The sequence below is a fragment of the Streptomyces sp. NPDC003077 genome (assembly GCF_040611095.1).
Taxonomy (GTDB): Bacteria; Actinomycetota; Actinomycetes; order Streptomycetales; family Streptomycetaceae; genus Streptomyces.
In genome coordinates this window covers 1-19,458 of record NZ_JBEXNM010000078.1, presented here as the reverse complement: position 1 = coordinate 19,458, position 19,458 = coordinate 1, and the positions used below count along the sequence as shown (strand labels likewise).

The following is a 19,458-nucleotide window of genomic DNA, read 5'->3' as shown; positions in this document are numbered from 1 at the left end:
TCTGCGCTCGTCGGCTGGTTGGCCGTGGTCGCGGTGATGCTGGGCATCTTCGTCATCGTCACCACGGAGATCCTGCCCATCGGCCTGCTGACCTCGATCGGCGCCGATTTCGCCGTCTCGGACGGCGTGGCCGGGCTGACGATGACCATGCCGGGGTTCCTGGCGGCCGTCGCCGCCCCGTTGGTCACCGTCGCCACGGCGCGCGTCGACCGCCGCCTGATGCTGTGCGTCTTCATGTTCCTGCTGGCCATGGCGAACTTCCTCGCCGCCGCGGCGCCCGGTTACTGGCTCGTGCTGGTCTCCAGGGTCATGGTGGGGATCACGATCGGCGGATTCTGGTCGATAGGGGCCGGGCTGGCCGAACGGCTGGTGCCGTCGGCCTCGGTGGGCAGGGCGACCGCCGTGATCTTCTCCGCCGTTCCGTTGGGGTCCGTCCTCGGGGTGCCGGCCGGCACTCTCCTCGGGGATGTCGCGGGGTGGCGTACGGCGTTCGTGGTCATGGGCGCGCTGACGGTGGGGGTGCTGGTGATGCTGGTTCTGGTCGTGCCCCCGCTGCGGCCCGTGGGGGCCGTTCGGCTGCGCGTTCTCGGGGCCGCGCTCGGCGGCGTTCGCACCCGCTTCGCGCTCCTGCTGACGTTCCTGATCGTGCTGGCGCACTTCGGCGCCTACACCTACGTGGCGCCGTTCCTGGAACGGGTGACGCGTACCGGCGACGGGGTGATCACCACGTTCCTGCTGGTCTACGGCGCCGCGGGCATCGTCGGCAACTTCGTCGGGGGCGCGCGGGTGGCACGGTGTCCCCGGGCCGTCTTCGGGCTCGCGGCCGGGCTGATCGCGGTGGCGACGCTTCTGCTGCCGGTGCTGGGGCGTTGGGAGGCCGGCGCGGTCGCCTTGCTGGTCGTGTGGGGCATCGGTTACGGCGCGGTGCCGGTCGCCTCGCAGACCTGGTTCGCCAAGGCGGTGCCGTCCGCTCCCGAGGCGGCGTCCGTGCTGTTCACCGCCTCGTTCCAGGCCACGATCTCGCTCGGTGCGCTGGTGGGGGGATGCGTTGTGGACCGCGCTTCTCCCTCCGCGGTCATGGTGCTCGGTGGCTGCACCGCGGCGTTGATGGCCCTGACCGTGGGAGCCCACGCCGTCGGAGCCCGCCAAGACGCCGACCGGCTCACCAAAGGGTAAGTACCCCACAAAAATGTAGGTACTTGAGGAAAAGGGCGCCCCGGCACAGCATGGGGCTGCGGCGTACCGAGATCACCCCACGAACGGGGCCGACACGAACCGCCCCGCCGCCTCGCACCGACGAAGCACACGGTCGCGACGGCTCGGCGCCACGGACGCCGACCGGGTCTCGAACGCCTCACGGCGCACCCCAGTCCCTTCACCACTGGAGCGAACATGTCCGGCAACACCCCCACCCCCGTCACCATCATCGGACTCGGCGCGATGGGCGCGGCGATGGCCCAGGCGTACCTGGACGCCGGGCACCCGACGACCGTATGGAACCGCACCGCCGAGAAGGCCGCGCCCCTCGTGGCCCGGGGCGCGTCGCACGTCTCGGCGGTCGAGGCCGCCGTCGCCGCGAGCCCGCTGGTGATCGCCTGCCTGTCGACGTACGAGGCCACGCTCGCAGCGCTGGAGCCCGCCAACGGCGCGCTGGCCGGACGCACCCTGATCACGCTGAACACCGGCACGCCGGTCGGAGCCCGCACCATGGCCGACTGGGCGACCGGCCACGGTGCGCGCTTCCTGGACGGAGCGATCAAGGACGTACCCACCGCGGTCGGCAAGCCGCAGACGCTGCTGTACTTCGGCGGTGACAAGGCCATATTCGACGAGTACGAGGCCACGTTGCAGGTGCTCGGCGGGCACACCGTCCACCTCGGGGACGACGTGGACCTGGCCGCCCTGTACGAGATAGCGGTGGGCGGCACCCTGCTGCCCGCGCTGCTGGGGTTCTTCCAAGGGGCGGCCCTCGTCACGGCACGCGGACTGAGCGCGGAGTCGCTGGTGCCGTACACCGTCAAATGGCTCCAGATGGTGTGCTCCGTGCTGCCGGTCATCGCGGAGGAGATCGACACGGCCGATTACACGAAGCTCGGCTCGTCCGTCTCCGTCTTCCACGACGGGATCGCGAACGATCACGAGATCGGCGAGGAGGGGATCGTGGACGTTTCCTGGCACGCGCCGATGCACGAGCTGCTGCGCCGGGCCGTTGCCGAGGGGCATCGTGACCACAGCATTTCGTCCCTGATCGAGGTGCTGAGGAAGCCGCAGCAGAGCGCTTAGGGGTCTGGTCGGTCCCCGGCGGGCCTTGTCTTTTGGCGCCCGGTGCTTGGCGGCCGGGGGCTTCGTCGTGTCGGGGGTGTCCCGGGGTTGTGTCGGGGTCGTGCCGGGGAAATCCGTTCGCCGGGGCTGTGCCGGGGAAATCCGTTCGCCGGGGTTCGGGGCCGCTGGCTAGCGTCTCGCGGATGGACATCGAAGACCCCAAAGACGTGGTCCGGCGCGGGTACGACGCCGTGTCCGTGCGCTACGACGAGGCGTACGGGGCCGAGACGAAGTACCGGGCGCTGCTCGCCGACCTGTGCCGGCGGATCCCGGCCGGTGGCAGGGTGCTGGACCTGGGCTGCGGGAGCGGCGTGCCGGTCGCGCGTACGCTCGCCGCCGCCGGGTACCGCGTCACCGGCGTCGACATCAGTGAGGTGCAGATCCGCCGGGCCCGGGAACGGGTGCCCCAGGCGGAGTTCGTGCACGCCGACGCCACGGCCGCGACGTTCGAGGCCGCGTCCTTCGACGCGGTCGTCTCCTTCTTCGCTCTGATCCACATACCGCTGGCCGAGCAGCCGCCCCTGCTGCGCAGGATCGCCGGGTGGCTGCGCCCGGGAGGCTGGTTCGTGGCCACCACCGGACACGGCGCATGGACCGGGACCGAGGAGAACTGGCTCGGTGGCGGCGCCCCGATGTGGTGGAGCCACGCGGACGCCGCCACCAATCGGGAGTGGATCGAGCGGGCGGGCCTGGTGGTCGAGCGGGAGGAGTTCGTCCCGGAGGGGGATGGCGGGCATGCCCTGTTCTGGGCGTGCCGTCGTTCTTGAGGGGCCGAGTGCGGCCTCAGCTCCTGCCGCTCGGTCCTGCCGGTTCGGCCTGGTCTGCCGCTTTGGCTGCTTCGGCCGGTTCGGCCGTCTCGGGTGCTCCTGCCGTTCCGGTCTCTTCGCCCGTTTCCGTGGTCCTGGCGGCGTGTGTCGCGCGGTACCACTTGCCCCAGGCGTCGAGTTGGGCGGCGATGGCGTCGAGGCTGCGTCCCGCTTCGGTGAGGGAGTACTCGACGCGCGGTGGGACCTCGCGGTACACGACGCGGGTGACGAGGCCGTCCGCCTCCAGTTCGCGGAGTTGGCGGGTCAGCATGCGCTGGGTGATGCGGGGCATCGCGCGTTTCAGGGCGCCGAACCGGTGGGTGCCGGTGAGGAGTTGCTTGAGGATGGCCAGTTTCCAGCGTCCGCCGAGCACTTCCATGGCGGTTTCGATCGCGCAGTATTCAGGGCCGTTGCCGGTGCTGCCGTCCCGCATGGGGCCGCCTCCCACGTACTCGTTTCCCGCTCGGCCGTCGTCCGTGCGTCGTCGTCCATCGTCGTACACCGTCACGCGCCATGGGTATACAGAGTGGTACTACGGCACATGAATGACCGTACTTGTAAGGCGTGCAGGTAGCGGCTCATAGTGCGCGTATGTCGAACTGCGAGGCACCGGCGCACGCGCCGTCATCCGGGACACCGCCGCAGAAAGAGGAGGCCGGGAGCCGGAGTGAGAGTGCGGCGGCCGGGCGGCGGTGGGTGGTTCTGGCGGTGCTCGCCGTCAGTCTGCTGCTGTGCGGCATCGATCTGACGGTGCTGCACGTCGCCGTGCCGAGCATGAGCAGGGAACTGCGTCCCAGTGGCGTCGAACTGCTGTGGATCGTCGACGTCTACTCCCTGACCCTGGCCTGTCTGCTGGTGACCTGCGGCACGCTGGGGGATCGGATCGGGCGCAAGCGCATGGTGCTCGGCGGGTTCGCGCTGTTCGGGATGGCGTCGGCCGCCGCCGCGTTCGCCGCGTCCACGCCTCAGCTGATCGCGGCCCGGATCGCGCTCGGGGCCGGCGCCGCCATGATCATGGCGTCCACGGTGTCCATCATCCGCGTCGTGTTCGCCGACGACCGTGAACGGGCCGTCGCGCTCGGCATCTGGACCGCCGCCCACAGCGTGGGGGCCGCGATCGGGCCGCTGGTCGGCGGGCTGGTGACGGAACGCTGGGGCTGGGGCGCCGTCTTCCTGATCAACGTGCCGATCGCGCTGGTCATCCTGGCCGTCGGCGTCCGCGTCATCCCGGAGTCGCGCAATCCCACGCCCCGCCGCTGGGACCTGGCCAGCGTGGCGCTGTCCGTCGCCGGGCTCGCGGGAGTGGTGTACGCGCTCAAGCAGGCCGGCGAGCACCTCAGTGTGAGCGCCCCCATCGTCGTCGCGGCGCTCGGCGGGGCCGTTCTCCTCTTCGTGTTCGTACGGAGGCAGCGGCGACTGGCCGAGCCACTGCTGGACTTCGCCCTCTTCGCCGATCGCCGGTTCGCCACCGCCACCGTGTGCGTCGTCAGTTGCTTCGGCAGCTATGTGGCCCTGCTGTTCTTCCTCACCCAGTGGTTGCAGCAGGTCGGGCAGTATCCGCCGCTGTGGGCCGGGCTCGCCCTGGTGCCGCTGGCGGGGGCCAACGCGGTCGGCGCGACCACCGCGCCCTGGCTGTCGGCCCGCTGGGGCAACCGGTGGTCCCTCACCGGCGCGCTCGCCGTCTTCGCCCTCGCGTCGGGCGTGCTGGCCCTGGTCGGTGACACGGCGCGGTACGGGGCGCTGGTGGCGCCGCTGCTGGTGGCCGGGTACGGGGCCGGCGTGGTCATGACCCTGGGGGCCGACTCCATCATGGGCGCCGCCGATCCTGAACGCTCCGGCGAGGCCGCCGCCATTCAGGAGACCTCCTTCGAACTCGGCGCTGGGCTGGGCGTGGCCGCCCTGGGCACGGCGCTGGCCGCGACGTACCGGGCGGCCCTGCCCGCCGTCCCGGGCCTCTCGCCGGGGGAACGGGGAGCGGCGGAGCAGTCGTTCGCCAGTGCCGAGGAGGTGGCGGACGGGACCGGCGGATCGGTGGGCCGGGCGGTGATGGACGCTGCTCGGGCCGCCTACGACCAGGGCTTCACGGCGGTCACGGCGATCGCCGCGGGCGGGCTGGCGCTGACCGCGGCGCTGGTGGCGGTGGTGTTGCGGTCGCGGGGGGAGGTTGGGGGGTGAGGGGGCCGTCTGTTTCGCTTTTTGCTGCTTGCTCGTTTTCCGTGCTGGTGCTCTTTGCGTGTCCTTGCGTGTCCTTGTTCGTCCTTGTTCGTTCGTTCCTTTGTGGCTTTTTCCGGCTCTTTTCCGTCGGTGAATAATGCCGGGCGGCAGGTGGCGGGGGCTGGCACCGTGAGGGCATGGGGGATGCCTTGCTGTCCGGCCTGTTGGCCGGGTACGGGATCGCGATGCCGGTGGGCGCCGTCTCCGTGTTGATCGTGGGACTGGCGGCCCGTACGTCGTTGCTGCGGGGACTGGCCGCGGGCCTCGGCACCGCCACGGCTGACGGCCTGTACGCGCTGGTCGCGGTGGTGGGCGGGGTGGCCTTGGGGCAGTACGTGGAGCCGGTGGCCGGGCCGCTGCAATGGGCGGCGGCGGGGGTACTGCTGACGGTCGCGACCGTGGGCGTCGTCACGGCCGTACGGGAACGGGGACGGGGACAGGAACGGGGACGAGGACAGGAACGGGAACGGGGACACGCACGGGAACGGGGACACGCACGGGAACGGGGACACGCACGGGAACGTGGCCCGGCGAGGGAGAGGGGCGGCGGGCCGGATCGTGGGTGGGGCCGTACCTACGCCGGGTTCGTCGGGCTGACGCTGCTCAATCCGGTGACCGTCGCCTACTTCGCCGCCATGGTGGTGGGGCAGCGGAACGCGTCGTGGGACGCGGGTGCGGGAGCGGCGTTCGTGCTGGCGGCGGCCGTCGCGTCGGCCAGTTGGCAGGGTGTGCTGGCGCTGGGCGGGGCGGCGGTGGGGCGGGTGCTGACGGGGGAGCGGGGGCGCCTGATCACCGCACTCGTCGGCAATGCGGTGATCGCGGTGTTGGCGGTGCGGCTCGCGTGGACGGCGCGTTGAGGACGGGGGCGGGGCGGGCTCGGGGGAAGGTCGGGGCGGTGCCCGTGCGGCGCCCGTTCGCCCGTCGTCCGGCCTTCGTCCGTCCTTCATGGCTTTCGGCCGGTCTCCGTCGCCCGACCGGCCTCCGTGGCGCCCGTCCGGTGTTGCCGTCTCCTGTCCGTGCCCCGCCCCTCGTAATTCGTAATCCCCGGCTCCGTGGGGTCGTCAGCTCTCCGGGGCCGCCGTGCGGGCCGCCCACCGCCGTTCGACGCCGGCCAGGCGCCAGTACGCGAGGGCCGCCGCCCACACCACCACGAACAGGCCGACGATGATGAAGCCGACGTTGTCCAGGTCCAGGCCGGAGATCCAGCCGGTGACCGCGTCCGTGAGGGCGAGCTTGTCGTGCAGCACCGTGACCAGCTCGATGGTGCCGATGAAGAAGGCCACCGCGATCGACAGGCCGGTGATGGTGAGGTTGTAGTAGACCTTGCGGACCGGGTTGGAGAACGCCCATTGGTACGCGAAGTTCATGAAGGTGCCGTCGAGGGTGTCGAAGAGGCTCATGCCGGCCGCGAACAGCAGGGGCAGGCACAGGACCGCGTACCAGGGCAGCCCGGCCGCGGCGCCGCTGCCCGCCATGACCATCAGCGTCACCTCGGTCGCGGTGTCGAAGCCGAGGCCGAAGAGGAAGCCCAGCGGGAACATCTGGCCGGGGCGGTTGATGGAGCGGGTGAAGCGGCCGAGGAAGCGGTTCATGAAGCCGCGGGAGTTGAGGTGCTGTTCCAGTTCCGTCTCGTCGTAGCGGCCCTCGCGCATCGCGCGGAAGACCCGCCGGATGCCGGCGAGCGCGATCAGGTTGAGGGCGGCGATCAGGTAGAGGAAGGTGCCGGAGACGGTCGTGCCGATGGTGCCGAGCACCTGGTGCGCGCGGGACTCGTCGTCCAGGAGCGTCCCGGCGAGCTGAGCGCCGCCCGCCACCAGGGCGGCCATGGCGACAACGACGCTGGAGTGCCCGAGGGCGAACCAGAATCCGACGGAGACCGGACGCTTGCCGTCCGCCATGAGTTTGCGGGTGGTGTTGTCGATGGCGGCGATGTGGTCGGCGTCGAAGGCGTGCCGCATGCCGAGCGTGTACGCGGTGATGCCGAGTCCCACGCCGAAGACCTGCTTGCCGACGGTGTAGTGGTTCGGCACCACCAGGAGCAGCAGGACGCCGAAGGCGACGACGTGCAGCCCGGCGATCACGGCCATGAGGCCGATGGTGCGTACGGTGTCCTGCCGCCGCCAGCGGAAGCCGGGGGGTGCCGGAGTCTGCGGAAGGCCGCCAGAAGGAGAAGAAGGGGACATGGGGGGACGGGTGGACCCGGGCATCCGGTGATCACGCTCCAGCACCTCGTGGATGATTTCGTGAGATGCCGTGGCCGGTCTCCTGGCTCACGGGTACGCGCGCCCGGCCCGGCCTTCCCGGCCGCGGCTGCGGTCAGTGGCCCCGTACGCGCCGGTGGCACGTGCGGAAAGGGTCGGGAACTACCCGATCACAGTGGCGAGGGCCGCGCCGGTCTGGGACCCCGAGGGGTCCGTCACCGGTCTTCCCGATCACCACGGCCCGGTTACCTTAGCCCGCGAAGTTATGGGGCGGACCAAGGATTCACCAAGGATCGTCCCTGGTGGCAAGGGGGAGGTTGTGGTGCCAGGGCGGGGCCGGGCGGCATCCGTTCGGCCGGAACCGTGCGCGGTGTCGTCAGGGACGGGCTCGCGGAGTAGCTTCCGCAGTGGGCCAGGGGCGGAAGCGGGCCCGGCCCTCGGGAGAGATCATGAACCTCCACAACCCCCTTCTCCTCGATCTCGCCGTCAAGGCCCGGCTGAGTCCCGCCGCCCTTGACGACTCCGTCACCGCGCTCAGGGAATGCGAGGCGGCGGTCACGGTCTGCGCGGCGGCGATGCTCTCCGAAGGAGAGCCGGAGCGGATGCGGGAGGCCGTTTCCCGCGACATGGACTGCTCCGACGTCGTCACCGCCACCTGCCGGGTGCTGGACCGGGCGGGTGGCGGCGACGCCGCGTTGCTCGCGTCCTTGCTGGACGCCTGCGCGATGGCCTGCGAACGGAGCCACGAACTGTGCGCGCAGCACGCCGGGCACCTCCCCCACTGCCGGGTGTGCGCCGACGCCACCCGCAAGGCCGCCGGCGCCTGCCGGCAACTGCGGGCGGGTCTGACGTCGGCGTGAACGGGTGAGCGGGTGAGTGGGTGAGCGGTTGGGCGGGCCGGATGGGTGCCGGATGACGTCCTTGCGGTCCGCCAGAGCGGCACCGGCAGACCTGTCAGTGCGGCACCGATGAAAGGAACCCGTGCAGCGCCTCGTCGAAGCAGGCGGTGTTCTCCAGGTTGACCATGTGGCCGGCGCCGGGGACGCGGACGCGGTGGGCGCCGGGGACGGAGACGGCGATGGCGTGCGCGTTGGCGGAGATGTCGGTGCTGTCCAGGTCGCCGTCCAGGACCAGGGTCGGCACCCGGATCTCCGACAGCCGGGCGGCGGCGCCGACCTCGATCGGCAGCCCGGCCCCCATCCCGTCCGCGTGCGCCATGACGTTGGCTTCGGCGGAGGCGCGCATCCGTTCCCGCAGTTCCGGGTCCACCATCGACGGCTGACGGTGCGGACCGTCCACCCACATGCGCAGGAAGTGCTCCACGAACCGGGCCGCGCCGTCCTCCTCCCCGATGGCGGCCACCTGTTCCTTGATGTGCTCCAGGATGAACGGGTCGGTGAAGGTGCGACCGCTCACGCCCGGCGCGGCGAGCGCCAGGGCCGTGACGCGCGCGGGGTGGGCCAGCACCATGTCCAGCGCGACGCGCGCCCCGTGCGAGAGGCCGACGAGCGTGGCGCGCGGGATGCCGAGGTGATCGAGCAGGGTCCGTAGGTCCTCGTGGTTGGCGTAGTCGCCGTCGACGCTGGAGGACAGGCCGTGACCGCGCGCGTCGTAGCGGACCACCCGCAGGCCCGAGCGGACGAGCCAGCCGAACTGCTCGTCCCACATGCGCTGGTCCAGCATGCCGCCGTGCAGCAGCACCACGGCGGGGCCGGTGCCGGCCGACTCGTAGAACAGCTCGCCGTTCTCGACGGGGACGAGTCCGCTGTCGATGTCGTCGGGGGCGAGGCCGTGCGCGGGGGCGGGGACGCTCATCATGTCGATCCCGGCACCGTTGTCTATCGGCTCGGCGCCGTCGTCGGCTTCGGTGCCGGTCCGGGGGGCGGGGATCGGCGCGGTGCCGGGGTACGCGTCCGCGTCGGTGCTCGGGTACGCGTCGGTGCCGGGGTACGCGTGGGCGTACGGGGACGAGTCCGCGTCGGAGCCCTGGTTCATGCCCCCCTCGGTGGCCAAGGGGTTCCCGTTGCCGAGTTGCTCGTGAGGCGTTCGCATGGCGGCATCATCCCAGCCGGGTGATCGCCGCCGACGGAGCGCCCGCGTGGAGTCGGTCACGTGGGGGTGGGCGCGTGGGGGCGGGCGTCGGGAGTCGGCGTGGGTGGGGGCGGGCGGATCGGCCGGGGCGGTGACAAGGACGAGGCGGGCGGACCGGCCGGGGCGGTGACGAAGGCGGGCCCGGAGAAACGGTCCGGGTATGGCAACGGGCCGGGCCCGGGCCGACCACCCGTCAGGCGGGGAGGGCCGACCACCCGTCAGGCGGGGAGGAGCGTTTCGTCCCGTCGGGCCGTCACCGTCCCCCGCCACAGTCGGCGGGCCGACAGCGCCGCCGCCGTGAGGAGCAGCAGGTTGCGTACATAGAGATTGCCTATGGACAGCCAGGACGCGTGATCGCGCAGGCCCCGGTACAGGAGCGGGAAGTCCAGGGTGGTGAACACGCAGGCCGCCAGGACGAGCCAGACGACCGGGCGCTGAGTGGTGTCACCGCGCAGCAGGCAGACGGCCGCCAGGCCGAGGAGCCAGACCACGTACTGCGGGCTGATCACCCGGCTGGTGACGACGAACAGCAGCGTGGCGGTCAGGGCCGCGTCGGGGAGCGCCCAGGGGGCCGTGCGGTCGGAGCGGTGCCGCCACCACAGGAGCCAGGCGAAGGCGAGGACGGTCAGCACCTTCATCGTGACGTTGACGGCCTCCACGCCCGGGCCGACGAACTCGTGCGAACCGTCCTTCGCCGCCCACGTCCCGCTCCACCCCATATGGCGCGCCAGATGGAAGGGCAGGGAGCCGACGGACTCTATCTGTATGCCGCGGGACGACTGGCCGACGAGGAAGGAGAACGCGTTCGGCATGGCCAGCGCCAGCGTCCCGACGACGACCGCGCCCGCCAGGGCGGCGGCGGTCCACGCCGCACGGGTGTGCCGCCCACGGGCGGTGCCGGCGAGGAGGAGCGCGGGCCAGACCTTGATCGTGGCCCCGAGCGCGGTCAGCGCCCCGAACGCGCGGGTGGCCCAGGCCCGGCGGGACCCGGCGACCAGCAGCGCGGCCATCGCCACCCCGGTGACGTGCAGGTCGAAGCGGTTCAGCGGCATGGTGCTGAGCACCGCCAGCCCCACCGTCCACAGCCACGGCGCGGCCAGCGAACGGCCGCGGCGGCGGGCCACGTACAGCAGCATCCCGAAGATCACGGCGTCGCAGAGCGCGGCCAGGGTGACGAACGCGTGGCCGTAGTCCAGGCCCGGTATCAGGCCGGGCGCGAGCAGCGGCAGCGCGGCGCCGGGCGGGTACTGCCAGCTCACGTCGTGGAGCGGGAAGGCGCCGCCGCTCAGGATCGGGTACCAGCCGGTGTAGACCTTGGAGACGGACGGGTCCAGGGGGCCGCCGCCGACGATCGGGTTGATCCGCAGCGCGGCCGGAACGAGCCACAGGCGGCTCAGGACCCAGACGGTGACGAGCACCGGCCAGGCGTCCCGTACGCGAGCGAGCGGACCCCGCACGCGGGCGAGCGGTTCGCGGACGCGGACGAGCGTGGCCCGTGATCCGGTGCTGGGCTCGGCGGGTGCGGCGGTGCGCGCGGCGGCTCGGTCCAGCACGTCTCCAGGGCTCCGTTCTTTCCGCATGGGCTTTCGGTGTGGGTTTTCGGTGGGGGTTTTCGGTGGGGGTTTTCGGTGTGGGCTTTCCGTACGGGCGCTATCCGTCTGGGCTTTCCGTACGGGCTTTTCCGTATGGGTCGGTCGGGCGTTCCGCAGGCCGCGGGGCCATGGGGCCGTGGATCGCGGCCGTCATCCGCGGATCGCGGGGCGCCCCACAGCAGGCCGGACGCACCCGAAGGAGCCCATGGGCACGGTGGACGCCTTGTCACTCTATGTATCGGATGTATACGTGGAGTGTAGAGTGCACCGTATGCCCGTCGAACCGCCCTCCGGCGCTGCCCCGCGCCCTTCGCACACCGTAGCCGTGCGTCCCACCTCTCCAACAGGTGCGTCCGCTTCGGTCGCGAGTGTCCCCGGGCCGCGGTCCGGGGACACTCCGTCGCAGGTCGCCGGTCCGGGGCGAGGCGACGGGCTCGCTCCGGAGGCGGGACGCCCGCGAGGTGACGGGCGGTGGACGGCCGCGGCGGTACCGGTGCTGCCCGCGCTCCTGGCCCTCGCCCTCGGACTGTGGGGGATCACCCGCGAACACAGCCTCTGGCGGGACGAGGCCGCGACCTGGCAGATCGCGCAGCGGTCGGTGGCCCAGATCTGGCACATGGTGGACGAGGTCGACATCGTCCACGGCCTGTACTACCTGCTCATGCACGGCGTCTTCGAGGTCTTCGGGGTGGGGCTGACGGCCCTGCGGATGCCGTCGGTGCTGGCCGTCGCGCTCGCCGCCGCGGCCACCGCCGCCGCCGGACGCCGGCTCGCGGGCCCCTGGGCCGGGCTCGGCGCCGGGCTGGCCCTCGCCCTGATCCCCAACATCCAGCACTACGCGCAGGAAGGCCGTTCGTACGCCCTGGTCACCGGGGCGGTGGCGGTGGCCACGCTGCTGCTGGTGGGCGCGGCGGACGACACCGGCGTGCGGGGAGGGCCGCGCGCCTGGGGACGGTGGACGGGCTACACCCTGGCCGTACTGGTCGCCGCGCTCCTGAACTGGTTCTCGCTGTTCGTCCTGGGCGCGCACGCGGTGACGGTGTTCCTCGCCCGTCGGCGGGGCGGACGGCCGCTGCTCGTCCGGTGGACGGTCGCCGCGGCGGTGGCGGTCGCGGGCGCGCTGCCGCTCGTCCTCGCCAGCCGCGCGCAGGCCGACCAGGTGTCGTGGATCAAGCCGGTGGCCGTGTCCACCCTGCTGGGCGTGGCCGCGATGGTGCTGGTGTCGGCGGTGTGCGCGAGGGTGCCGGTGTGGGTGCCGCGGCAACCGGGTACGAACGGGGCTCGCCGAGCCGCCGAGGCCGATCGGATATCCGGGACCGGGACGTCCGCCGCGAATCGCGGATCTCAGGTGTCCTCCGAGAACCGGGCGACCGCCACGGACCAAGCACCCGAGGCGACGACCGCCAAGGAGGACCGAATAGCCGAGACGGCGTCCGGCGCCGCTCCGGTACCTCCGGCGGCTACGCCCTCGTCCCGCCCGCCCCTCATGACCCCGGCCTCCGTGGGCCTCCCCCTGCTCGTCGTGCCGCAGCTCGGGCTGCTGCTCGCGTCGCTGCTGCAACCCATCTACCTGGACCGGTACGTCCTCTACACCAACGTCGGCTTCGCCCTCCTCCTCGGCCTCGCGATCGGCGCCGCCGTCCGGGCCCTCCCCGGCCGCGACGCGGTCCTGCTCGCCGGCGTCGTCGCGATCGCCTTCGCCGCGCTGCTCCCCGTCGAACTGGGCCTGCGGCGGCACACCAGCCGCGTGGACGACGTGCTGCGGGCCGCCCAGGAGGTCGCGGACCGCGGCCGTCCCGGCGACGGCGTGGTCTTCATCCCCGCCGCCCGGCGCGACACCGCCCTGGTCAGCCCCTCCGCCTTCGCCGGTATCGACGATCTCGCGCTGGCCGAGGACCCGGCTTCGTCCGGCACCGTGAAGGGCGTCGAGACCACCGCCGAACGCATCCGGACGGCCATGCTCGCCAAGTCCCGCATCCTGCTCGTCACCGACGCCGGACGGGTCCCGCCCCGCACGGCACCCGCGCGGGAGAAGCTGAAGCTGCGCGTCCTCGCCGACCACTTCCGGCAGGTCGGTGTCGTGGAGACGGGCGGACGCCGGGTCGAGGTCTTCGAGAAGAAGCGCTGACGAGCGGAAGCGCTGACGAGCGGAAGCCGATGGGCGGGGGCGAAGGTCGGCTCCCGCCCGGAACCGAGGCCGACTCCCGCCCGGGGGAAGGCCAGCTCCTGCTTGCGGGGAAGGTCGGCTCCCTGCCAAGGGGGAAGGCCGCTCCCGCCCGGGGGTAAAGGCTGGCTCCTGCCCGGGGGCGCAGGTCGGCTCCCGCCCGGGTCGGGTGCCTCACGCCGCCGGTGGCGCCTCCCCGGGAGGGAAGCGGACGACGAGGTCGGCGCGGTCCCGGCTCGCCTCCACCACCCGCGCGTTGGCCTCGTCCGACGCGTGCACGAACCGCTCGGCCCGCTCGCGCGGCTTGCCGAACCGTTCGTGACGGTCGATCAACCGGCGCACCCGTTCGGGCCCGTCCAGTTCCACGTACCAGACCTCGTCGAGCAGCGGACGGACCCGGGACCAGGGGCCGCTGTCCAGGAGCAGGTAATTGCCCTCCGTCACCACGAGCGGCACCTCCGGCGGCACGGGGACGCTCCCCGCGACGGGTTCCTCGATCCGCCGGTCGAAGGCCGGGGCGTAGACCACGGTCTCCGGTTCCGGACGGCGCAACCGGGCCAGCAGAGCCGCGTAACCGGCGGCGTCGAACGTGTCCGGAGCCCCCTTGCGGTCCGTGCGCCCCAGGCGGCGCAACTCGGCCTCGGCGAGGTGGAAGCCGTCCATCGGGACGAGCACCGCCGCCCCGGCCAGCTCCGCCACGAGGTGCGCGGCCAGCGACGACTTCCCCGCACCCGGCGGCCCGGCGATGCCGAGCAGCCTCCTGCGGGCCGGTGTCGCCTCGGCGGCGAGGCGGGCGGCCCGGGCGAGGAGACGGTCGAGCGAGTGGCCGGGAGGAGGGGCGGACGCGTCGTCGTGGCGCATGGCCGTCACCCCCGCCCGTCCGGCGCGTTCGTGCTCCCGTCCCCGGACGAGTCCGACGTGCTCGCGACCCCGTCTCCGGACGAGTCCGGCGTGCTCGCGATCCCGCCCCCGGACGGAGCCGTGCCCAGCCGCCACAAGGACGTGACCTCGGCCGCCCGTGCCGCGTGGAGGGGGTCGGTGGTGTCCCGGGCGCGGGGGTGCCGGGGGGCGATGTCCAGCCGGTCCAGGACGGTGAGCCCGGCCGACGCGAACGCGGAGAGCAGTTCCGCACGGGTCCGCAGGCCCAGGTGCTCGGCGAGGTCGGAGAGGATCAGCCAGCCCTCGCCGCCCGGCTCCAGGTGGTCCGCCAGGCCGTCGAGGAACCCGCGGAGCATGCGGCTCCCCGGGTCGTACACCGCGTACTCGACGGGGGAGGTGGGCTTGGCCGGGACCCAGGGCGGGTTGCAGACGACGAGGGGAGCGCGGCCGGCCGGGAACAGGTCGGCCGCGACGACCTCCACCTGTCCGCCGACGCCGAGCCGGCCGGTGTTCTCGCGGGCGCAGGCCAGCGCGCGGGGGTCCTGGTCGGTGGCCACCACGCGCCGCACGCCGCGGCGGGCCAGCACCGAGGCCAGCACGCCCGTGCCGGTGCCGATGTCGAAGGCCAGGGAGGTGCCGTCGGGCAGCGGGGCACCGGCCACCAGGTCGACGTACTCACCGCGGGCGGGGGAGAAGACGCCGTAGTGCGGGTGGATACGGTCCCCGCCGAGCGCCGGGATGGCGACGCCCTTCTTCCGCCATTCGTACGCGCCGATCAGCCCCAGCAACTCGCGCAACGACACGACAGCGGACACCGGCCCGAACGCGTCCGGCTTGTCAGGCGCGGACGCCCCCGACCCGTCCGGCGTGCCCAGGTGTGCGTCCGACTCGTCCGGCGTTCCCACGCGCGTTCGCGGCCCGTCCGGCTCGGATACGGGCACCCCCGACTCGTCCGCCCCGTACGCCTGCGCGCACGCCTCCCGCACGTCAGGGGCGCGGCGCAGGGGGACGACGTGGCCGGGGGCCAGGGGGACGAGCAGCATGCCCAGGATGCGGGCGCGCTGGTTCTGGGCGGCGCGGTGGCGGTGGAACGCCTGCGCGGCGTCGGCGGGGGTGCGCGGGTCGGGCGTGGGCTTGCGGGGGCGGCGGTCGACGCGGCGGGCCATGGCCGTCAGGAGCTGCCGGGCGTTGTGGAAGTCGCCGCGCCACAGCAGGGCGGTGCCCTCGCAGGCCAGCTTGTAGGCGGCGTCGGCCTTCATGTCGTCGTCCGCCACGACGACCCGGCGGGGCGGTGGGGCGCCGCTCTCGGAACGCCACAGGGCGGACCGGGCCGCGTCGGCCTCGGTCCATTCGACGACCGACGGAGAGTTCACCGAGGTGTGCCTTGCGCTAGTAGGGCGGGCCTCGCGGGTCCGGTGCGGGTGGTGCGGCCGGGGAACGGGGGCCGAGGGTTGATTCGGCGCGCCTCGGTAAGGCGTCCCGTGTGCGGTGGACGAGGCCAGGAGTGTCGTCCGACTTTACTCCGTGCGCGGGGCACGGCCTCGTCGTGACGCCGGGCCTCGCGCGGTATCGGTAGCGGCATAAACGAACACACGGTATGTATCGGGCATGTCGCCCGATCCCTGGCTCAGGTACGGTCCGGCACCTTTCGATGCGGGCCCCTCACCTTCGACGCGTGGAGGCGTACATGGAGGCGTACGTGGACACCTTGCCGGTCATCGTGGCGGTGGACGGTTCCCCGGACAGTGAGCGGGCGCTGCGGTGGGCCGTCCAGGAGGCCCGGCTGCGCTCGGCGGCGCTGCACGTCGTCCATGTCCGGCCGTACGGGAACGCGGCGCGCGCCACGGTGGCGGAGGAGGGCGGATCCCCGGAACCGCCGGGCACCCCCAGTACCGGCGATCAGGTGCTGGACGATCTGCGGCGGAGGTTCGGCACGGTGGCGGGTGCGGAGGACCTTCCGGAGACGGAGTTCCGGTCGCTGAACGGGACGGCCGACGCCGCGCTCCCCGCCCTCGGTGACGAGGCCCAGCTGCTCGTCCTCGGCTCGCGGGGGCGCGGCGGATTCGCCAGCCTGCTGCTCGGCAGCAACGGCCTGGCCTGCGCCGCCCACTCCGCGTCCCCGGTGGTCGTCGTGCCGCGCCCGGACCGCGCCCGCGTCGACCGCGCGGCGGGCGGGCCCGCGAGTGCCGACCTCGACGACCGGCCGGGGGGCCGGGCCGACGCGACGGGCGAGCGGGGGGCAGCGGGGGAGGCCCGCGCATCCGCGGCAGGGCGTGGGGCGCGGGTGGAGGGCGCCCCTTGCGAGGTCGCGCTCGGGGTGGACGCCATGTCCGACGAGCCCGCGGCGATCGGCTTCGCCTTCGAGGAGGCGAGCCGCCGCGGCGCCCGCCTCAAGGTCGTCTCCGGCTACACCTGGCCGCTGCTGGCGCCCCCCGCCTTCGAGTTCTCCGCGGTGTACGAGGGCACCCAGCAGGAATACGAGAACGCGCTGTCCGCCCAGCTCGACGAGGCGCTCGCCCCGCACCGCGCCCGGCACCCCGAGGTGCGGGTGGACGTCACGCTGAACGACACCGACGCCGCCGGCCAGCTCGTCGAGGCGTCCGGCGGCTGCGACCTGGTCGTGGTCGCCCGGCACCGACGCCGTCTGCCGCTCGGCCGCCGGCTCGGCTCGGTGGCGCACGCGGTGCTGCTGCACGCCCTCTGCCCGATCGCGGTGGTGCCCGAAGGGGGGCGGGGACGGAGCGGGGAGTGAGGCCGACGGGCGGGAAGCCGCGCGTTCAGGACATCGGCGGGCTCGCCAGCGACGGGAGAAGCCGCCACCGCCTCCAAAGGTCCAGCGAGCGTCGGCCGTGACCCTGCGAGCTCTCCCGGCGCCGAAAGCACCCGGCCAACGGCCCGTGGGTGCCACTGCCCCGCCCCTCAGTCCGCCGAGGGCCCGCCGAACGCCGCCCGGCGTGACGGCCGCCGTCTTCAGTGAGCGTCGGCCAACGGCCCGAGGGCCCGTTCCCCCGCCCCTCAGTCCCCCGAAGGACCACCGAACGCCGCCCGGCGCGAAGGCCGGCGCATCAGGAAGGCCGCGGCCGAGCCCGCAGCGAACAGGGCGAGGACCGAGACCGCCGTGCTCACCCAGCCGGCGCCGAGCCACTGCCCGCCGACATAGCCCAGGCACACGCTGTACGCCGCCCAGACCAGCCCGGCCAGCGCCGACCACGGCAGGAACTCGCGGACCGTGCGGTGTGCCACCCCCGCCCCCAGGCTGACCACCGACCGCCCGGCCGGGGCGAACCGGGCCAGGACGACGAGACCGCCACCGCCCCGGGTCAGCGCGGCGCCGAGACGTTCCTGCGCGGCGGTCAGCCGACGGGAACGGGAGATCGCCCGGTCGAACCGGTCGCCGCCACGCCAGGCGAGGCGGTAGGCGACCATGTCGCCGAGCACGGAGGCGGTGGCGGCGCACAGGACGAGGGCCAGCATCTCGGGGAGGTCGGCCCCGCCGGGCACGGAGTGGGTGACGGCGCCCGCGGTGGCGGGCGCGCCCGTGGCCGTGGTGGCCGCGGCGATCACCAGGACACCGCTGGGCAGGATCGGCACGAAGACGTCCAGGAGCACCGAGAGCCCGATGATCGCGAAGACCCAAGGGCTACCGCTGAACGGCCCCAGGTTTTCCAACAACGTCCTACTCCCGGTCCGGACCCCTGCCGCGACGTCGCGTGGGCGGCTGGGGCGGCTCTACAGCCATACAGCGTACGCCTGATCGAATGACCGAAAAGTACCGGGGTGGAAATGTGTTGTAAGGGTCACGAATCCTCGCGCACCCGCCGCTCGGGCCGCTGCTCTCCCGCGCCGCTCCCCCTGTTCTCCCGCGCCGCTCCCACTCCATTTCGGCCGCCTCCCGACCCGTACGCCTCATGGCCCCCGTCCCGGAAGGGCGGGAGTCGCGCTCTCCTCATCACCCAACCGTGCGCATCCCGCGCGTGGTGACCACGGACGGGAGCCGTTGTGTGCCGTAATGCATCAAGGCGGTAAAGCGCCCTATATGCCCTATACGACGAAATGTGTGCCGTGTGAAGCGTGCGCCGCGCCAGATGTACGTCATGCCCCGCCTCCGCCGCCGCGTGCTCGCGGCCCGCGCGGGCGGTGCCGGACGCCGTCCGCGCGGACGCACGGACCAGGCGGGAAGACGAGGCGAGATGACAGGGCCGAACCCAGACACGATGGCAGGGCCGGACCGAGGCGAGACGGCGGGGCCAGACCGGCAGGGAACTCAGAGGAGTCAGAGCGCGGAGAGACGCCGTCGGCGGGCCGTCCGGCTGGCGGGGATGGTCGGCGCGGTCGGCGCGCTGACGGTGGCGCCGGGCCTGGCGCCCGGATCGGCCGCGGAGCCCGGCCCCGCGGTGCCGGGCGTACCGGCCGCGGCGATCAGCGGCAGCGCGCAGTACAGCGTGAGCACGTCCACGTGGTTCGCACGGCCGGGGACGAACCCCGGTCACCGCGCGGTGACGTACGACGAGCGACTCGTACCGGCGGGCTCCCGCGTCACCGTCACCCAGCGGGGGACGTCGGAGACCACGGAGGTCGAGCTCAAGGTGGTGGGCCTCCTTCCCAATCGGGCCTACGGCACCCACGTACACACCCAGCCCTGCGGCCTCCGGCCGGGTTCCACCGGCGTGCACTACCAGAATCGCGTCGACCCGCATCAGCCCTCCGTCGACCCGGCCTACGCCAACAAGGAGAACGAGGTGTGGCTCGGGTTCACCACGGACAAGGAGGGCCAGGGACTCGGCAAGTCCACGCACAGCTGGCGGTTCCGTCAGGGCGAGGCGCGCAGCGTCGTGCTCCACGAGCACGCGACCCGCACCGGTCAGGGCGTAGCCGGCACCGCGGGGAAGGCCGTGGCCTGCTTCAGCGTGCCCTTCCGCCAGGGGCTGTGAGGCTCAGGGCCTGTGAGGCTGCGGGGCCCGTGAGGCCGGTGACGGGGATGTGAGCCGGGTCCCGGGCGAGTGAGAGCCGGGGGCCCGGGGTGGCCGGGGCGCACCGTTCGCGAGGGGCGGGGCGCTCCGGCCACCCGCGCGTGCGCGGAGCCCACCTGTGTCCCCGACCGGCACTGTCCGGCCAGGACCTGCACCCGCGTGTGCGGGGAGCCCACTCCCTGGAACGCCGTGTGGCCCCCGGGTCGACCCGGGGGCGCC

The 19,458-nt window shown here is 73.1% G+C and carries 17 protein-coding genes and 1 riboswitch; of the genes, 9 read left to right on the top strand and 8 right to left on the bottom strand.

The genetic code is table 11. The annotated features are described in order from the left end of the window. Positions 1–36 precede the first annotated feature (36 nt). From ABZX96_RS32975 to ABZX96_RS32965, 3 genes are all read left to right on the top strand, one after another. Positions 37–1,176, top strand: a complete 1,140-nt coding sequence (locus tag ABZX96_RS32975; RefSeq protein ID WP_355551558.1) for an MFS transporter — start codon at positions 37–39, stop codon at positions 1,174–1,176. Between the two features lie 216 nt (positions 1,177–1,392). After that, complete coding sequence (locus ABZX96_RS32970) at positions 1,393–2,283, top strand: NAD(P)-binding domain-containing protein (protein WP_355551514.1); 891 nt, start codon at positions 1,393–1,395, stop codon at positions 2,281–2,283. A gap of 182 nt (positions 2,284–2,465) precedes the next feature. Further along, a complete protein-coding gene (locus tag ABZX96_RS32965; RefSeq protein WP_355551511.1) occupies positions 2,466–3,089 on the top strand; it encodes a class I SAM-dependent methyltransferase in 624 nt (207 codons plus the stop codon). Between the two features lie 16 nt (positions 3,090–3,105). On the opposite strand, the gene ABZX96_RS32960 is transcribed toward ABZX96_RS32965, so the two are convergent. Beyond that, on the bottom strand, positions 3,106–3,561 hold the full coding sequence (locus tag ABZX96_RS32960) for a helix-turn-helix domain-containing protein (RefSeq protein ID WP_355551508.1): 456 nt from the start codon (positions 3,559–3,561) through the stop codon (positions 3,106–3,108). Positions 3,562–3,719: 158 nt separating this feature from the next. Between ABZX96_RS32960 and ABZX96_RS32955 the strand changes: the two genes are divergently transcribed. Beyond that, on the top strand, positions 3,720–5,303 hold the full coding sequence (locus ABZX96_RS32955) for an MFS transporter (RefSeq protein ID WP_355551505.1): 1,584 nt from the start codon (positions 3,720–3,722) through the stop codon (positions 5,301–5,303). Positions 5,304–5,479: 176 nt separating this feature from the next. After that, positions 5,480–6,199 carry a LysE family transporter gene (locus tag ABZX96_RS32950; protein WP_355551502.1) on the top strand — a complete coding sequence of 240 codons (720 nt, stop codon included), beginning with the start codon at positions 5,480–5,482 and terminating at the stop codon, positions 6,197–6,199. Between the two features lie 204 nt (positions 6,200–6,403). Here the strand turns inward: ABZX96_RS32950 and ABZX96_RS32945 are convergent, their stop codons facing one another. After that, complete coding sequence (locus ABZX96_RS32945) at positions 6,404–7,525, bottom strand: HoxN/HupN/NixA family nickel/cobalt transporter (RefSeq protein ID WP_355551500.1); 1,122 nt, start codon at positions 7,523–7,525, stop codon at positions 6,404–6,406. A 54-nt stretch (positions 7,526–7,579) separates the two neighbouring features. Continuing rightward, a riboswitch (cobalamin riboswitch) is annotated at positions 7,580–7,838 on the bottom strand. A gap of 154 nt (positions 7,839–7,992) precedes the next feature. Between ABZX96_RS32945 and ABZX96_RS32940 the strand changes: the two genes are divergently transcribed. Next, complete coding sequence (locus ABZX96_RS32940; protein WP_355551498.1) at positions 7,993–8,403, top strand: hypothetical protein; 411 nt, start codon at positions 7,993–7,995, stop codon at positions 8,401–8,403. A 94-nt stretch (positions 8,404–8,497) separates the two neighbouring features. Here ABZX96_RS32940 and ABZX96_RS32935 read toward each other — a convergent pair whose 3' ends face one another. Together ABZX96_RS32935 and ABZX96_RS32930 are read right to left on the bottom strand one after the other, a co-directional pair. Then, on the bottom strand, positions 8,498–9,595 hold the full coding sequence (locus ABZX96_RS32935) for an alpha/beta hydrolase (RefSeq protein WP_355551495.1): 1,098 nt from the start codon (positions 9,593–9,595) through the stop codon (positions 8,498–8,500). A gap of 257 nt (positions 9,596–9,852) precedes the next feature. Further along, the gene (locus tag ABZX96_RS32930) at positions 9,853–11,187 is read right to left on the bottom strand and encodes a glycosyltransferase family 87 protein (protein ID WP_355551493.1); all 1,335 of its coding nucleotides are present in this window, start codon (positions 11,185–11,187) and stop codon (positions 9,853–9,855) included. Between the two features lie 532 nt (positions 11,188–11,719). On the opposite strand from ABZX96_RS32930, the gene ABZX96_RS32925 reads away from it, so the two are divergent. Beyond that, a complete protein-coding gene (locus ABZX96_RS32925; protein ID WP_355551491.1) occupies positions 11,720–13,354 on the top strand; it encodes a glycosyltransferase family 39 protein in 1,635 nt (544 codons plus the stop codon). 210 nt (positions 13,355–13,564) lie between these two features. Here ABZX96_RS32925 and ABZX96_RS32920 read toward each other — a convergent pair whose 3' ends face one another. Both ABZX96_RS32920 and ABZX96_RS32915 read right to left on the bottom strand, forming a co-directional pair. Continuing rightward, the gene (locus ABZX96_RS32920; RefSeq protein WP_355551489.1) at positions 13,565–14,251 is read right to left on the bottom strand and encodes a nucleoside/nucleotide kinase family protein; all 687 of its coding nucleotides are present in this window, start codon (positions 14,249–14,251) and stop codon (positions 13,565–13,567) included. Positions 14,252–14,256: 5 nt separating this feature from the next. Further along, entirely contained in the window at positions 14,257–15,642 is a 1,386-nt protein-coding gene (locus ABZX96_RS32915) for a class I SAM-dependent methyltransferase (protein ID WP_355551486.1), read from the bottom strand. 302 nt (positions 15,643–15,944) lie between these two features. On the opposite strand from ABZX96_RS32915, the gene ABZX96_RS32910 reads away from it, so the two are divergent. After that, positions 15,945–17,021 (top strand): universal stress protein, encoded by a 1,077-nt coding sequence (locus ABZX96_RS32910; protein ID WP_355551483.1) that lies wholly within the window; start codon positions 15,945–15,947, stop codon positions 17,019–17,021. Between the two features lie 263 nt (positions 17,022–17,284). Here the strand turns inward: ABZX96_RS32910 and ABZX96_RS32905 are convergent, their stop codons facing one another. Next, positions 17,285–17,941 carry a VTT domain-containing protein gene (locus ABZX96_RS32905; RefSeq protein WP_355551481.1) on the bottom strand — a complete coding sequence of 219 codons (657 nt, stop codon included), beginning with the start codon at positions 17,939–17,941 and terminating at the stop codon, positions 17,285–17,287. Positions 17,942–18,542: 601 nt separating this feature from the next. Beyond that, positions 18,543–18,719, bottom strand: coding sequence for a hypothetical protein (locus ABZX96_RS32900; RefSeq protein ID WP_355551479.1), 177 nt, complete (start codon positions 18,717–18,719; stop codon positions 18,543–18,545). Here ABZX96_RS32900 and ABZX96_RS32895 point away from each other — a divergent pair. Then, the gene (locus tag ABZX96_RS32895) at positions 18,712–19,200 is read left to right on the top strand and encodes a superoxide dismutase family protein (RefSeq protein ID WP_355551476.1); all 489 of its coding nucleotides are present in this window, start codon (positions 18,712–18,714) and stop codon (positions 19,198–19,200) included. The two genes, ABZX96_RS32900 and ABZX96_RS32895, sit on opposite strands and share 8 nt — an antisense overlap. Positions 19,201–19,458 lie beyond the last annotated feature (258 nt).